13 protein-coding genes are annotated in these 14,973 nt (G+C 57.1%); 7 read left to right on the top strand and 6 right to left on the bottom strand.

Annotation, left to right across the window (positions count from 1 at the left end):
• Positions 1–53 precede the first annotated feature (53 nt).
• Together AC07ED_RS01405 and AC07ED_RS01400 are read left to right on the top strand one after the other, a co-directional pair.
• The gene (locus AC07ED_RS01405) at positions 54–935 is read left to right on the top strand and encodes a LysR family transcriptional regulator (RefSeq protein ID WP_105234642.1); all 882 of its coding nucleotides are present in this window, start codon (positions 54–56) and stop codon (positions 933–935) included.
• Between the two features lie 105 nt (positions 936–1,040).
• Complete coding sequence (locus tag AC07ED_RS01400; RefSeq protein ID WP_105234641.1) at positions 1,041–1,874, top strand: bifunctional allantoicase/(S)-ureidoglycine aminohydrolase; 834 nt, start codon at positions 1,041–1,043, stop codon at positions 1,872–1,874.
• Positions 1,875–1,953: 79 nt separating this feature from the next.
• On the opposite strand, the gene AC07ED_RS01395 is transcribed toward AC07ED_RS01400, so the two are convergent.
• The 3 genes from AC07ED_RS01395 to puuE are packed head-to-tail and all read right to left on the bottom strand — an operon-like array spanning position 1,954 to position 5,304.
• On the bottom strand, positions 1,954–3,351 hold the full coding sequence (locus AC07ED_RS01395; protein ID WP_105234640.1) for a uracil-xanthine permease family protein: 1,398 nt from the start codon (positions 3,349–3,351) through the stop codon (positions 1,954–1,956).
• A 52-nt stretch (positions 3,352–3,403) separates the two neighbouring features.
• The gene (locus AC07ED_RS01390) at positions 3,404–3,892 is read right to left on the bottom strand and encodes an ureidoglycolate lyase (RefSeq protein ID WP_105234639.1); all 489 of its coding nucleotides are present in this window, start codon (positions 3,890–3,892) and stop codon (positions 3,404–3,406) included.
• Positions 3,889–5,304, bottom strand: a complete 1,416-nt coding sequence (puuE, locus tag AC07ED_RS01385; protein WP_105234638.1) for an allantoinase PuuE — start codon at positions 5,302–5,304, stop codon at positions 3,889–3,891. Before puuE ends, AC07ED_RS01390 begins: the two co-directional genes overlap by 4 nt.
• Positions 5,305–5,442: 138 nt before the next feature.
• Between puuE and uraH the strand changes: the two genes are divergently transcribed.
• A complete protein-coding gene (uraH, locus tag AC07ED_RS01380; protein ID WP_105234637.1) occupies positions 5,443–5,796 on the top strand; it encodes a hydroxyisourate hydrolase in 354 nt (117 codons plus the stop codon).
• Here the strand turns inward: uraH and AC07ED_RS01375 are convergent.
• Entirely contained in the window at positions 5,793–6,698 is a 906-nt protein-coding gene (locus tag AC07ED_RS01375; RefSeq protein ID WP_105234636.1) for a LysR family transcriptional regulator, read from the bottom strand. The two genes, uraH and AC07ED_RS01375, sit on opposite strands and share 4 nt — an antisense overlap.
• A 101-nt stretch (positions 6,699–6,799) precedes the next feature.
• Between AC07ED_RS01375 and AC07ED_RS01370 the strand changes: the two genes are divergently transcribed.
• Both AC07ED_RS01370 and AC07ED_RS01365 read left to right on the top strand, forming a co-directional pair.
• Complete coding sequence (locus AC07ED_RS01370) at positions 6,800–8,035, top strand: urate hydroxylase PuuD (RefSeq protein ID WP_105234635.1); 1,236 nt, start codon at positions 6,800–6,802, stop codon at positions 8,033–8,035.
• Between the two features lie 153 nt (positions 8,036–8,188).
• Entirely contained in the window at positions 8,189–9,505 is a 1,317-nt protein-coding gene (locus AC07ED_RS01365) for a cytochrome-c peroxidase (RefSeq protein ID WP_105234634.1), read from the top strand.
• On the opposite strand, the gene AC07ED_RS01360 is transcribed toward AC07ED_RS01365, so the two are convergent.
• Together AC07ED_RS01360 and AC07ED_RS01355 are read right to left on the bottom strand one after the other, a co-directional pair.
• Complete coding sequence (locus AC07ED_RS01360; RefSeq protein WP_105234633.1) at positions 9,502–10,980, bottom strand: CRTAC1 family protein; 1,479 nt, start codon at positions 10,978–10,980, stop codon at positions 9,502–9,504. The two genes, AC07ED_RS01365 and AC07ED_RS01360, sit on opposite strands and share 4 nt — an antisense overlap.
• Positions 10,977–12,251, bottom strand: a complete 1,275-nt coding sequence (locus tag AC07ED_RS01355) for an ROK family transcriptional regulator (protein WP_105234632.1) — start codon at positions 12,249–12,251, stop codon at positions 10,977–10,979. The genes AC07ED_RS01360 and AC07ED_RS01355 overlap by 4 nt, the downstream gene beginning before the upstream one ends.
• Before the next feature lie 214 nt (positions 12,252–12,465).
• Between AC07ED_RS01355 and AC07ED_RS01350 the strand changes: the two genes are divergently transcribed.
• Together AC07ED_RS01350 and AC07ED_RS01345 are read left to right on the top strand one after the other, a co-directional pair.
• Positions 12,466–13,494 (top strand): substrate-binding domain-containing protein, encoded by a 1,029-nt coding sequence (locus tag AC07ED_RS01350; RefSeq protein WP_105234631.1) that lies wholly within the window; start codon positions 12,466–12,468, stop codon positions 13,492–13,494.
• A 159-nt stretch (positions 13,495–13,653) separates the two neighbouring features.
• A complete protein-coding gene (locus tag AC07ED_RS01345; protein WP_105234630.1) occupies positions 13,654–14,973 on the top strand; it encodes a sugar ABC transporter permease in 1,320 nt (439 codons plus the stop codon).

Raw genomic sequence — 14,973 nt, 5'->3', positions numbered from 1 at the left:
GACTTACTTGAATTAAGCCATAATGGTTTTGGAGTTCACCTCAGGATTGCCCCATGCCAGCCCGCTATCGTTCGCTCCCCTCTCTCACCGCGATTGCCAGTTTTGAGGCCGCCGCGCGGTGTGCCAGTTTCAAAAAGGCCGCCGATGATTTGAACGTCACGCCTGCCGCGATCAGCCATCAGGTCAAATCGCTGGAGGCCGAACTGGGGTTCCAAGTGTTCAACCGGTATCACCGTGGTGTCGAATTGAACGAGGCAGGCGCGTTTCTCTATGTCGCAATCCAGCGCGGTTTTGGCGAAATATCAAGCGCAATCGAACAGTTACAGCTTCGTGCGGATGATGACGCGGTGACGATTGAGGCGACGACGGCGGTATCCGCGTTCTTCCTCACCCCGCGTCTGACACGGTTCTGGGCGCATCGGGGACACATCCCAGTGTCGCAAAACGTCACCGATTTGCCGGGGACGTCGCCCACCAGTGACCTGTGCATTTTCTATGGTGAGGACGCGCCGAATTCGGGTGATTGCCGTCTGCTGTTCCGTGACCGCATTTCTATTCTTGCCTCACCAGAGTTCGCAGCGCGTTTTTCTGCCCAAAATTTGACCGATTTGACTAAGATGCCTTTGATCCACTTAACCGCGTCAGATGCGCGATGGACGGGCTGGCAGAGCTTTCTCGAAATGCTGGGGGTGACGATTGATCTGGGTCCTTCGCACTACGTGAACAACTACGCCATTGCGCTTCAAGCCGCCCAAGACGGCGTTGGTGCGGTGTTGGGGTGGGAAACGCTCACACGCGGGCTGATCTCATCGGGATCGCTGGTCAAACTCTTTCCCGACAGCATTGAGGCGCCGCATGGGTTCTATATCACCGCTCGGAAAAACGCCCCTGCGCGGGCGATTGAGTTGCGAGATTGGCTACTGGCTGCGGCTTGAGACGCGATTATCAAACCCAAGCTACGAAACCTTATCGTCAAATCGCTGTGGTGCGTCGCGCCAAAGTTAGGTTGAGTGGGATCGATCTATAAGGTTCGGATTATCATGACAAAATCTCGATACTACTCCCCGACGGGCGGGCTGCCGCCGCAGACACAGTTGCTCACGGATCGCGCTGTGTTCAAAGACGCCTATGCCGTAATCCCCAAAGGCACGATGAGCGATATCGTGACCAGCTACCTGCCGTTCTGGGACAACGCCCGTTTTTGGGTTCTGGCGCGCCCGCTGTCTGGATTTGCAGAGACGTTTTCGCAATACATCGCTGAGGTTGCTGAGGGCGGCGGTTCGGATCGCCCAGAGACGGAGACGGGCGTTGAGGCTGTTCTCTTTGTCGTTGCGGGCGAAATGACGCTCACGCTGAACGGCGAAACCCATGTGTTGGCTGAGGGCGGATATGCATTCTTGCCGCCAAACGCGACATGGTCCCTGCGCAATACCAAAGCGGCCCCACTACGGTTCCATTGGCTGCGCAAACGGTATCAAGCGATTGACGGGCTCGACATGCCGCCTGCCTTTGTCACGAACGAAGCGGACGTGGCCCCGAATGCGATGCCTGACACCGATGGCAAATGGGCGACGACGCGGTTCGTTGATCCGACCGACTTGCGCCACGACATGCATGTGAACATCGTGACTTTCCAACCCGGTGGCGTGATCCCATTTGCGGAAACGCATGTGATGGAACACGGGCTTTATGTGCTTGAAGGCAAAGCTGTCTACCGTCTCAACGATGATTGGGTTGAGGTCGAGGCGGGCGATTTCATGTGGCTACGGTCGTTCTGCCCGCAAGCCTGTTACGCGGGGGGACCGGGGCCGTTCCGATACCTCCTCTACAAGGACGTGAACCGCCACATGCCCTTTGCACCACTGGCCCGATAAACGAAAAGCCCCAGAGTTTCCTCTGGGGCTTTTGCTTTGCCTTATGCCCTGCCCCGCCAATGCGGAGCAGGGTTTTTGATTACTTCTTGGAGCCCGACATGCCGCCCGACACTTCATCAGTTGCTTCAACTGAGAGGTGTGCAGGTAGAACGAGGTTCAGAACAATCGCGATCAGAGCTGCAGGCAGGATGCCCGAAGTTGCCAAGATCTTGATCGTGCCCGGCAGATACTGCAGCGCATCAGGTTCGAGCTGGAGGCCCAGACCCAGCGACAGAGCAATCGCAAAGATCACCATGTTGCGGGAGTTCCATTCAACATCCGACAGCATCGAAATGCCCGACGCCACGACCATGCCGAACATGACGATCACGCCGCCGCCCAGAACTTCGATCGGAACGGTGGAGATGATCGCGCCTACTTTGGGGACCAGACCACAAACGATCAGGAACACAGCGCCAAGGGTCACAACGTGACGGCTCATGACGCCAGTGATTGCGATCAGGCCAACGTTCTGGCTGAACGAGGTGTTCGGCAGTGCGCCAAAGAGGCCAGACACAGCAGTGCCCAGACCGTCTGCATAGGTCGCGCCTGCGATCTCTTTGTCAGTCGCTTCGCGGCCAGCGCCACCTTTGGTGATACCAGATACGTCACCCACGGTTTCAATAGCCGACACGAACGCCATTGCGCAGAAGCCGATGATCGACGCCGCGGTGAATTCCATGCCAAAGTGGAACGGGTTCGGCAGCGAGAAGGCCGCAGCGCGCCCCACGTTGCCAAAGCTCACCATGCCCAGCGCATAAGCGACGACATAGCCTGCGATCAGACCAACAAGAACGGCAGAGATCGACAGCATACCACGGGTAAAGAACTTGAGACCCAGCGTGACAACGATCACCGTGCCGGCCACCAGCCAATTCGCGCCAGAGCCATACTCGGGCGTGCCAATCGCAGGAACACCGCCTGCGGCGTACTGAATACCGACCTTCACCAGCGCGAGACCGATCATCATAACCACAAGGCCAGTCACCAGCGGCGGCAAGGCAAAGCGGATTTTACCGATGACCGTGCCAAGGAGCGCGTGGAACAGACCGCCCACGAAAATACCGCCCATCAGGACGGCGATAGCATCAACGCCCTTGCCCGCAACGAGCGGGATCATAATCGGAATAAAAGCAAAAGATGTGCCCTGAACGATGGGCAAACGTGCGCCGACAGGACCGAAACCAATGGTTTGGAACAATGTCGCAATGCCCGCAAAGAACATCGACATCTGGATCATATAGACCATCTGCGGGAAATCAGGCGAGTTCGACCCAAAGCCGAAACCAGCCGCGCCACAAACGATGATCGCAGGTGTGACGTTCGAGACGAACATCGCCAAAACGTGTTGGATACCGAGCGGGATCGCTTGGCCTAATGGAGGTGTATAATTTGGGTCCTTTAGCTGTGCAGCTGTCCCAAGTGACGTATCAGCCATAGTGTTACTCCCTTTTGACTGTTGTTAGTCGCCCCCATTCTGCGGGGAGCGTTTATTGTGGGACGCCAATAATCACTGGCTCTTTGAACCAGTGTTCCACCAGATTATTGCCGTCCCCAATTCGGTCGATCACGATGTATTGGCCATCGCGATCCAGTGGCGTCAGAACGCCATGCCAAGTGTTTCTATGTAGATTGATCGATTGCCCCGGCTGGCTGATGAAAGCCTCGATCGGGCCAGGGGTTTCGCCAGCAGCCGCCACCACAACAATCATCGGAACGCCCGAGATCGGCACAAAGGCCTGACTGCCCAAGGGGTGTCGTTCGACCAAAGCGACCGTCATCGGCAGGCTACGCGCCTTTGCATCAAAGAGGCTGATGCCCGCGCGACCCTCGCCGAAATCGACGTTTGCGCGGTCGTGGTGACGCCCGCACATGCCCTGATTGATGATCATGTCAGGGGCGCCCGAAACTTCGATCACGTCACCATAAGGCGCAAAGGCTTCGGCGGTGAGGGGTTTGGGCGTCACGTTGACTGTCATGCGAAGAGATCCTGCAAACGGAACTCTGCGATGCGTTCGACCTGTCGGCAGGCCTCTGCAAATTCGGTCGCGCGGTCGTTGTCGATCCGACGTTTGAACGCAGCAAGGATCGACGCCTTATCATGGTCGCGCACAGCGATAATAAAGGGGAACCCGTGTTTCGCGACGTAGTCCGTGTTCAGCGCGGTAAAGGTTTCGCGCTCCTCATCGGTGAGCATATTGAGGCCTGCGCTGGCCTGTTCTGATGTGCTCTCTGCAGTCAGACGCCCAGCCGCAGCCAGTTTCCCAGCCAGATCAGGGTGCGCCAATAGAACGCCCAGACGTTCATCCTCGGTCGCGGAACGGAACATGCGGCATAGCGCGTTGTGAACGCCTGCAGCGCAGTCATGCGCGGGGCCGAGCTCCAACTCGAACGCACGTTCGGCAATCCATGCGGAATGTTCAAAGATGCCACCATAAAGGCTGACAAAACGGTCTTTGGTCATCTGGCTCGGTCGTTCGATCCGTTTGTGTGGATGATGCGTCGCCCAATGCTCTGCGACCTCGATGCGGCGCGGACACCAAACATCGCTATGTGACTGAATGTGGTCGATGAATTTCTTGAGACCCGCGATTTTACCGGGACGGCCCACCAAACGGCAGTGTAACCCGACGGACATCATTTTGGGCGCGCCTACCTCGCCTTCGGCATAAAGCGTATCGAAGGCATCAATGAGGTAGTCGCCAAAGTCCTGCCCTGTGACCCACCCCGGTGCACCCGCAAACCGCATATCGTTTGCCTCGAGCGTATAAGGAATGATCAGTTGATCGCGGTCGCCGAATTCCATCCAATGCGGCAGGTCATCGTCGTAGGTATCGCTGATGTAGTCGAACCCACCCTCTTCGGCGACGAGCGCGACGGTGTTCATCGAACAACGGCCCGTGTACCAACCGCGCGGGCGTTCACCGACGACCTCAGTATGAAGACGGACTGCCTCAGCAATAGCTGCGCGTTCCACGTCCTCGGGCATGTCTTTGTGTTCAACCCACTTGAGCCCGTGGCTCGCGATTTCCCAGCCTGCGGACTTCATTGCGGCAACCTGTTCAGGGTTGCGGGCCAAGGCAGAGGCGACACCGTAGATCGTCACGGGAATATCTGCGCCCGTAAACAAACGGTGCAAACGCCAGAACCCAGCGCGGGCGCCGTATTCGTAGATCGACTCCATGTTCCAATGACGCTGACCTGCCCACGGCGCAGCACCAGGAATGTCGGACAAGAACCCCTCAGAGCCCGCATCCCCGTGGAGCAAGCAGTTCTCACCGCCTTCTTCGTAGTTCAGAACAAATTGCACAGCCACTTTGGCCCCGTTGGGCCAGTTCGCATTGGGGGCCTGCGGCCCGTATCCGCGCATGTTGCGAGTATATCGACGCAATTGAATTCTCCTGCAGTTCGCAACACTGTATTCTGAGAGCCAGTGAAACGGTTTCAATTTAATCTTGAAAGTCCTTATTGCTGCTCAGGTATCGCTTCATTCTGAAACTGCGGCAAAAAAGGGCAAAAGGAGACTGATATGTCTGGATATTTGACTACTCACGTTTTGGACACGGCGCGTGGCTGCCCTGCGCAGGGTCTGAAGATTGACCTCTATCGGATTGAAAACGAAACCCGCACGCACATCCGTAGCCTTGCGACGAACGCGGATGGACGCACCGACGAACAGATCCTGCCCGCAGCCGAATTTGCGACGGGTGTTTATGAGCTGGTGTTCCATGCGGGCGACTACCTCGATGCTTGCGGCACCCCACCTGAAACCCCACGGTTTCTGGATGTAATCCCGCTGCGGTTCGGCATGTCAGAGGCATCACACTACCACGTGCCGCTGCTTCTCTCGCCCTTCGGATATTCGACCTATCGCGGCAGCTAAACCGATAGCTGTTCGTCGATCCGTTTGACCATAAAATCGATAAAAACCCGTGCCTTGGGGTCTTGCCGTCTGCGGTGCATGAACAGGCATCCCAACTGAATGGGCACGGGTGGTTCGTCTTGCAGCACAGGCACCAGACGCCCAGATTCGAGGTGCTCTGAAATCTCGAACACGGATTTCAGAATGATCCCCTGCCCGTCCAAGGCCCAATTGGTCAGCACGTCACCGTGGTCAGTTTCAAACGGCCCTGTCACGGGGACACGACGCACACCCTCTGGACCTTGCAAAGGCCAGCGAAACTCTGGCGCGCCGGGGTAGCGCAGGTTCAAACAATCATGCGCATCGGTGCAGAGTTCCGCGCTCGATGTCGGATAGCCCCGTCGCGCGAGGTAATCAGGCGACGCGCAGAGCACCCTTTGGCAGTCGGTGATTTTGCGAATGCGCAGGTTGCTGTCCTCTGGATTGCCAAGGAAAAACAACACATCAAGCCCTTCCTCGGCCATATCCAATTTGCGGTCGGACAGACGCAGACGAATATCCACAAGCGGGTTTTGCGCCCGAAAAGCAGGCAAAGCAGGCGCGATGACCCGCTGACCCAGCCCGAGCGGTGCCGCGACGTAGAGCGTTCCACGCAAGGTGCTGGTCGCGGTGCTAATGTCAGCTTCGGCCATATCGACGGCCTCAATGATGCGGCAGGCCCCTTCGTAAAACATCCGCCCCTGTTCAGTAGCAGCGAGTTTGCGGGTCGTCCGCTGGAAGAGCCGTGTGTTAAGGTGTTCTTCTAACTGCGAGATTCGAGATGATGCAACCGCGGCAGAAATGCGTAAATCTCGTGCAGCCGCCGACATATTTTCAAGTTCATAGACCCGAATGAAGGTTCTGATATTGTCGAGGTAAGCCACGTGATATTTCCGTATTTCTTGAAGCTGCCTTGGGATTTTCAAGAATACTCGAAAAGCTATCACAGGACTAGACTCTTCGCAAAGACAGGAGATGGGGAAATATGCAGGACCTTGTAGTATTGTGGGATTGGGCCGCCTTTGCAGTGCGCTGGCTTCACGTGATCACCGCGATGGCGTGGATCGGATCATCCTTTTATTTCATCGCGTTGGACCTCGGTCTTCGCAAAGTGCCGAACCTTCCAGTGGGCGCGCACGGCGAAGAATGGCAGGTGCATGGCGGTGGGTTCTACCACATCCAGAAATACCTCGTTGCCCCTGAAAACATGCCCGACCACCTGACGTGGTTCAAATGGGAGAGCTATACGACTTGGCTCTCTGGCGCGGCCCTGTTGATGATCATCTACTGGGTGGGTGGTGAGCTATACCTCATTGATCCAGCCAAGGCTGACCTCGCCCTTTGGCAGGGTATCCTGATTTCCGCGGCCTCCCTCAGCATCGGCTGGTTGGTCTACGATTTCCTATGCAAGTCGCCTCTGGGCGAACGCCCCACCGTCCTGATGGTTCTGCTGTTCATCCTTCTCGTGGTGATGGGCTGGGCCTACAATCAAGTGTTCACAGGTCGCGCGGTCATGCTGCACCTCGGCGCGTTCACCGCTACGATCATGACGGCGAACGTGTTCCTCATCATCATGCCGAACCAGCGCATCGTGGTAAAAGACCTCCAAGAAGGTCGCACACCTGATGCGAAATACGGGAAAATCGCGAAACTGCGGTCGACGCATAACAACTACCTGACCCTTCCGGTCGTGTTCTTGATGTTGTCGAACCACAACCCGCTGGCCTTTGGCACCGATTACAACTGGATCATCGCAGCGCTGGTGTTCTTGATGGGCGTAACAATCCGCCATTATTTCAACACCCGCCACGCTCGCAAAGGCAGCCCAAGCTGGACATGGGCCGTGACTGCGATCCTGTTCATCCTGATCGCGTGGCTGTCGACCGCACCGCTGCGCTACGACACGTGGGAAGAATCTGACGCGCGTCCGCTGACCCCGACCGAACAGAAGTTCGCAAATGCCGAAGGGTTCGAGGACGTTGCATCGGTGATCCCTGGCCGCTGTTCGATGTGCCACGCGCGTGAGCCGTTTTATGACGGTATCCGCAACGCGCCCAAGGGAATGCTGCTCGAAACGGACCACGATATTGCTCGCGCCGCGACCCAGATTTTCCTGCAGGCTGGCGTCACCCACGCCATGCCGCCCGCGAACGTCAGCTACATGGAAGACGACGAACGTCGGATGATCGTGGAGTGGTATCGCAACGCCACAAACAGCTAAACTGCTTCTCCCTGCAAAGAGGCCCAGCCCGAGAGATCAGGTGGGGCCTCTTTCTGTTCAAAACACCGTTTATATACGAAAAATCTATCCTCTTTTCCTTTCCAAACCCAAGGCTTTGCGACACTCTACTGCCAAGGGAAGAGGAGAGATCGAATGCGTTCATTGACCTTAGTTTTGGCTTTGGCAGCCCCAATGGTTCAGGCGGCGGGCATACCAGCACCATTGACGGATGATGACTTCCTGCCGGTGCGCCAAGACGAGGCCGAACTGGGCCAGTTGCTATTCTATGATCCCATCCTATCGGGTAACAAAGAGGTTGCCTGCGCGACCTGTCACCATCCGTCCGAGGGAACAGGCGACGGGCTATCGCTATCCATCGGGGATGGTGGTCGCGGGCTAGGCCCGAACCGCGTTTTGGACATGGCGAACCTGCCTGAACAACGGATTCCCCGTAACGCCCAGCCGCTCTTTAACCTCGGCGCAAAAGAGTTCCGAGTATTGTTTCACGATGGCCGTGTTGAAGTAGACCCGAGCCGTCCGAATGGCCTTCGCACCCCTCTTGAGGACGAGATGGTCGCGGGCTTTGCCTCTATCGTTTCCGCGCAGACAATGTTCCCCGTTTTGTCCGCCGATGAAATGGCGGGCCATTATTCCGAGAACGAGATTTCGCAGGCCGTGCGTCTGGGCACGTTGACGGGCGAAGGTGGTGCATGGGATTTGATCGCGCGCCGCGTTGCGGCCATTCCTGAATACGCTGATAAATTCAGCGCGGTGTATGACCACATTTCGTCCCCCGACGACATCGCCTTTACCGATATTTCCAACGCAATTGCCGCGTTTATGGAGTTTGAATGGCGGTCGGATACATCGCCATTTGATGCGGCCTTGCGCGGGACTGCTCCGCTACCAGACACCGCTGCCCTAGGGATGGAGTTGTTTTATGGCGAGGCTGGATGTGCATCCTGTCACGCAGGAAAATTCCTGACCGATCATAGTTTCCACGCGATGGGGCAGCCTCAGGTCGGACCGGGTAAAGGCGCGCGGTTTGAAACCAATGCCCGCGACGAAGGGCGGTTCCGAGTGACAGGCGATCCCGCGGACCTTTACGCGTTCCGCACTCCATCATTGCGCAATGTAGCACTCACTGGGCCATGGGGCCACGCGGGGGCCTATTCGGACCTGACGGCCTTTGTCAAAGGTCACATTGATCCCGTTGCGGGGCTCGAATCCTACGATCGTTCGCAGGTCGTGCTGCCCGAGGCCGAGTTCGCCGATTGGCGGATCATGGATGATCCCGCAGAGGTGGCAGCTATCGCCGCAGCAGTCAGCATTGAACCCGTTGAACTGTCGAATGACGAGGTTACGGCGATTGTCGCGTTCCTGAACAGCCTGACAGACACCACCGCGCAGACAGGTCGTTTGGGTATTCCCGAAACGGTGCCGAGCGGATTGACGATCCCTAACCCTTAATGGGTTAGGGTCAGCGTTTGGTTCACAGGGGCGGTGGCCGTGGTCACTGTCCCGTTCGGCCATTCCACCGTGATCGTCGCCTCAATCGCGTCGCCAAGACCGAAATGCAACGGCACAGCCTGACCGCCAGCGTGACCGCCGCCGATGGTGACTTGCTGGGTTTCTTTAAACGAACCTGCCTCAACCGTGATCTGCGCTCCGATCGCATTGCGGTTTCCACCGCCCTGCTCCAGCGCAACGTTGAGCCATGCGCCAGTGTCAGGCGTCACGTTGCGATAGATTTCCATTGGGGCACGACGGTTCAGCACCAGAACATCGAGCCGTCCGTCATTATCGAAATCGGCTAGCGCAGCACCACGGGCACGTTCACCACTGGCCAGACCCGCCTCGAGTGCTGCCTCAACAAAATGACCATCGGGCTGCTGCATCAGAAGGTTATTCGGATCATGGATCGCGTTCGACGGCATCTGATCGACATTGCCTTTCGCGATGAACAGATCAGCGCGACCATCGTTGTCCACATCGCCAAACTGCGCATGCCATCCTGTCGACGGGCGGCCATCATCGCCGAGATATGGGCGATGCGCCGATGTGCCCATGTTAAACGGCGCAGCGGTATATAGGCCTTCGTCCGTTGCGATCTGCAGAAGCTGATCGCCCATTGAGGTCAGCATGACCTCGTCGCGACCATCACCGTTCAGGTCGCGGCTAGCGATCCCCATGCCCCAGAGGGAGACTTTCGCCCAACCGTCCTCTTCGCCCAAGAACCGTGCTTCGGCGATGTCCCACATCTGCTCGTAACCGCCGCGCACGTAATACTGGCGGTCGTTCGAAATGCGGAGCCGCTGGGTACCCGATGCATCCCGCGCCGCAAGCATGGAGAGTGCGCAAAAGCCGGGCTCGAGGTTAATAGCAGTGTATGTGCCGTTCTCGGGCGTCAGCAGGGTATTGCTATCACAGGCGAAAAACGGCCCCTTTGGGTTGCTGCGATCGACGTAGTTTCCAACGGCCATCTGAGGCAGACCGTCATCGACCCACCACGCTGTAAAAGAGGTGGACCACTGATCTGTCTCTGGCACACCATAATCCGCCGTCACATCAGTAAAACTACAATCCGCGCCGCCCTTCAGCACTCTATTCGCGCCGATCCGCAGGACGAAAAGGTCCATGTGACCGTCCGCATCAATGTCGATCGGATAGGCACCTGTGGTCTCTGTGATTTCGGGAAAGTCACCTGCGTGGAACTGGAAATCACCGTCGTTGATGAACAGCGATGCTGGCCCCGTTCCGCCTGCGGCGAACACATCAGGGAGCGTATCCCCATTGCAATCCATCACCGCAACGCCGCCGCCGACGAAATGATCCCAGCCGCCGCTGTATTCGTGGGGCGGCAAATTCTGGGACATATTTTCGAAAACTGGACCCGCAAAGGCCGGAGCCGCGCCAAAGACCGCGAGGAGCGTTAGGTATTTCATGCTGGTAACTTCGTCTCTCCAAAGACCCGATTGGTCAATTCACTCAGCGCAAGCGCCGCTGCCCCACGGGCCCAGACTAAGTCATCCCACGTCTGGATTTCAATTTTACTTCTTGGTCGCGCCTGATTGAGCGTCAAGGAATGCGTTTCCGCAAGCACTTCGGCGGCATAAAGGTAGTCGAACCGCATCCGTTCGCCCGACAGAATGATCAGCTCGGGATCGAAAAGGTTGATGATATTAGACAGGCCAACCGCCAAATAGCGCCCTGCCCGCTGGAAAATCGTCCGCGCACCACGGTTGCCCGATTTCGCTTTTTCGTAGAGCGTTTCGAGCATGACGGGCAAGCTCTGCGGATTGTTCCGCGAAATACCCAAGGCCGTCGATGCCTCACGCGCCAGAGCATAGTCCGCAAGGTAGGCCTCAAGACAACCACGTTGCCCACAGCGGCACAGCGCACCGTCGAGTTGCACTTTGATATGGCCCAGTTCCATGCCCATGCCACGGGTGCCGCGATAGAGCTGGTTGTTGATCACCATGCCCATACCCACGCCATGTTCGACCGTGACAACCGCAAAATCCTTACGGCTACGGCCAGCGCCGAACCACAGTTCAGCCAGCGTCAGCATATTCGCGTCGTTTTCGAGGTGAGCGGGACAGTTGAACCGATCCGCAATGGCTTGCTCCATCGCGACTTCGGTTTCAACAATGAGCGGCGACCATGTGACCACACCACAGGAATGGTCGACAACACCAGAGATTCCGACGCTGATTCCCGAGACCGCAGAGAACGGCAGGCCCGCCGTGGTCATCAAACGATTCACCAGTTCTTCGAGTTCGTCGAGGATCGTAGCGACAGGCTTTTTCGTGGTCGGAATGTTCAACGCGGCAGAGGCAACCACCTGCCCCGCGAAATCTGTCAGCACGGCGGTGTGACGTTCGTCAGATATCTTAATCCCGATGACCCGCTTCACCTCTGGCACCACTTGCAATGCAACGGGAGGACGGCCACGACCCGCTTCGCGGGCGGCCCCCTCAACCTCGCGCAGATACCCTTCGGCGATCAATTCGGCCGTAATAGAGGTCACAGACCCCGGCGAAACGTTCAAAGTCCGCGCGATCATCGCCCGCGACACCTGCCCATTTGCCCGCACCTGTTCAAAGACCTGCTGACGGAGAGATTTGGAATCACGCAACCCCACAAGGTTAATCGGCCCGCACCCTTCCTGTGCATGCTGCGATTCGAGAAGGACCTCCTCCAACCCAGATTCCATAAGTTCACCTCCTGAACTATTTCTGCACCTGCGAGAAGATTTCCTCCGAATTTCCCTCAGGTGAGCGTAATATTCGGGCGAAAATTGCCCGCTGTCCATAAATTTTCCGCAATTTATGATTTTTTTATTTTGACAATTGAATTTAATCAGTCAAGCTAAGGAGGCCTACGAAGAGAACGATCTTCGTTGATAGAATTCTATGGGAGGAAACACTATGCATAAGGCAATTATCGCGGCTGCTGTGGCAGTTGCAGGCTTCAGCGGCTCTGCTGCTCTGGCAGACGGCATGAAAATCGGCGTATCCTGGGCGAGCTTCCAGGAAGAGCGTTGGAAGATCGACGAAGCAGCAATGGTTGCAGCAATCGAAGCTGCTGGCGACACCTATGTGTCCGCAGACGCTCAGTCGTCGTCCACCAAACAGCTTGCTGACATCGAAGCACTGATCGCTCAGGGCGTTAACGCACTGATCATCAACGCATGGGACAAAGACGCAATCGGCCCGGCTATCGAAATGGCAGCGGCTGAGGGCATTCCGGTTGTAGGCTACGACCGTTTGATCGAAGACGACCGCACCTTCTACCTGACCTTTGACAACATCGGCGTTGGTCGCATCATCGCTGAAACCGTTTCGGCTGAAGTTCCAGAAGGCAACTACGCGATCATCAAAGGTGACCCAGGTGACCCGAACGCTGGGTTCCTGCTTCAGGGCATGATGGAAGTGATCGGCGACTCCGTTGCTGCTGGCAAAATCAACATCGTTGGCGAAGCGTTCTCGGACAGCTGGAAGCCTGAAAATGCTCAGAAAAACATGGAGCAGATCCTGACCGCAAACAACAACAACGTTGATGCTGTTCTGTCTCAAAACGACGGTATGGCTGGTGGTGTTGTTGCTGCTCTCTCCGCTCAGGGTCTCGTGATCCCAGTTGGTGGTCAGGACGGCGACTTGGCTGCGATCAACCGCGTTGCACGTGGCACCCAGACCGTTTCGGTTTGGAAAGACTCCCGTCAGCTCGGCACTGCAGCTGGTGAAATCGCATCGGCTCTGGCTTCGGGCACCGCTCTCGACGCAATCGAAGGCGCTGTGAAGTTCTCGGGCGGCGAAAAAGGTATCGAAATGAACGCGATCCTTCTGTCCCCGACCCCGCTGACACGCGCAAACCTCAGCGTTGCAATCGACGCAGGCCACATCTCGAAAGAGCAGGCATGTGAAGGCGCAATCGCAGGCGTTGACGGCTGTAACTAAGCCTAAGACACGGGTGCCAGACCTCGGTTTGGCACCCGACACTCTTTGAATTTTCGACATTCGGACGCTTTGCCGTCCTGAAACGCCCGCAGTCGCTTGCCACGAAGACTAGGTTTGAGCACTGCACCCTGCGTACCAAGCAGATATTTGGAAGGTTCCATGACCGACACCACAAACAAACCCACCGGCTCCGCGTCGAAGACTGGGCCGATCACGCGATTCCTGCGTGCAACCGAGATTGATACCCGCCTCCTCGGCATGGTCGGCGCTTTGCTGGCGATCTGGATCGGGTTTCACATGTATGGCGTAATCTTTAACGATTTTGGCGCCTTCCTCACACCACGCAACCTGTGGAACTTGTCCGTTCAGATGTGCTCCATCGGGATCATGGCAACGGGCATGGTTCTGGTCATCATCACGCGTAACATCGACCTGTCGGTGGGCTCTCTTGTTGGTGTGACCGGTATGATCATGGGTATTTTGCAGGTCGAAATCCTGCCGCAATACCTTGGCCTCGGGAACCCGTCGATCTGGATCATCACCGCTGTCGTTGGCATCCTGTGTGGTGCGATCATCGGCGCATTCCACGGCTGGCTTATCGCTTACCGCGGCATCCCTGCGTTCATTGTGACCCTCGGTGGTCTGATGATCTGGCGCGGCGCTGCATTCCTGTCGAACAATGGTAAAACCATCTCCCCCGTTGACGCGACCTTCCAGCTTTTGGGCGGCGGACCTTACGGCACCGTTGGCGCAACTGGCAGCTGGATCGTTGGCGGTCTCGCTTGCGCGGGTATCGTCTGGCTGATCTACGCAGGTCGTCGCAATCGGATCGAGCACGACTTCCCGCTGCGTCCGATGTGGGCTGAACTGTTCGTTGGCGGCCTAGGCTGCGCGATTGTGGTCGGTGCGGTTCTTCTGGTGAACTCCTACCCATGGCCGAAAGGCATCGTGAACCAATGGGCGGCGAAAAACGGCGTTGAGGTTCCTGCTGAAGGCCTCTTCATCAGCCACGGCTTTGCTATCCCTGTGATCATTCTGATGGTGGTCGGCATCCTGATGACCATCCTCATGACCCGCACCCGCTTTGGTCGCTACGTCTTTGCGATCGGTGGTAACCCCGAAGCTGCGGCTCTGGCTGGTATCAACGTTCGCTGGATGACCCTGCGCATCTTCGCACTGATGGGTGCATTGGCTGGCCTCTCGGCTGTTGTTGCCTCTGCCCGTCTGAACAGCGCGACCAACGCTCTTGGCCTTCTGGACGAGCTTTACGTGATCGCAGCAGCTGTGATCGGCGGCACCTCGCTCGCTGGTGGTGTTGGCACGATCTACGGTGCGATCCTCGGTGCGCTGGTGATGCAGAGCCTTCAGACCGGCATGGTCCTGATCGGCTTTGACACCGCAGTCCAACAGATCGTCGTCGGTAGCGTCCTCGTGATCGCTGTCTACCTCGACAACCTTTACCGCAGCCGTTCAAAGTAA

The organism is Aestuarium zhoushanense, assembly GCF_056431045.1.
This window is presented reverse-complemented; position numbering and strand designations above follow the sequence as displayed.

Coding starts and splice junctions, on each gene's coding strand:
- AC07ED_RS01405 (WP_105234642.1), top strand. CDS start 54: ATGCCAGCCCGCTATCGTTCGCTCCCCTCTCTCACCGCGATTGCCAGT.
- AC07ED_RS01400 (WP_105234641.1), top strand. CDS start 1,041: ATGACAAAATCTCGATACTACTCCCCGACGGGCGGGCTGCCGCCGCAG.
- AC07ED_RS01395 (WP_105234640.1), bottom strand. CDS start 3,351: ATGGCTGATACGTCACTTGGGACAGCTGCACAGCTAAAGGACCCAAAT.
- AC07ED_RS01390 (WP_105234639.1), bottom strand. CDS start 3,892: ATGACAGTCAACGTGACGCCCAAACCCCTCACCGCCGAAGCCTTTGCG.
- uraH (WP_105234637.1), top strand. CDS start 5,443: ATGTCTGGATATTTGACTACTCACGTTTTGGACACGGCGCGTGGCTGC.
- AC07ED_RS01370 (WP_105234635.1), top strand. CDS start 6,800: ATGCAGGACCTTGTAGTATTGTGGGATTGGGCCGCCTTTGCAGTGCGC.
- AC07ED_RS01365 (WP_105234634.1), top strand. CDS start 8,189: ATGCGTTCATTGACCTTAGTTTTGGCTTTGGCAGCCCCAATGGTTCAG.
- AC07ED_RS01360 (WP_105234633.1), bottom strand. CDS start 10,980: ATGAAATACCTAACGCTCCTCGCGGTCTTTGGCGCGGCTCCGGCCTTT.
- AC07ED_RS01355 (WP_105234632.1), bottom strand. CDS start 12,251: ATGGAATCTGGGTTGGAGGAGGTCCTTCTCGAATCGCAGCATGCACAG.
- AC07ED_RS01350 (WP_105234631.1), top strand. CDS start 12,466: ATGCATAAGGCAATTATCGCGGCTGCTGTGGCAGTTGCAGGCTTCAGC.
- AC07ED_RS01345 (WP_105234630.1), top strand. CDS start 13,654: ATGACCGACACCACAAACAAACCCACCGGCTCCGCGTCGAAGACTGGG.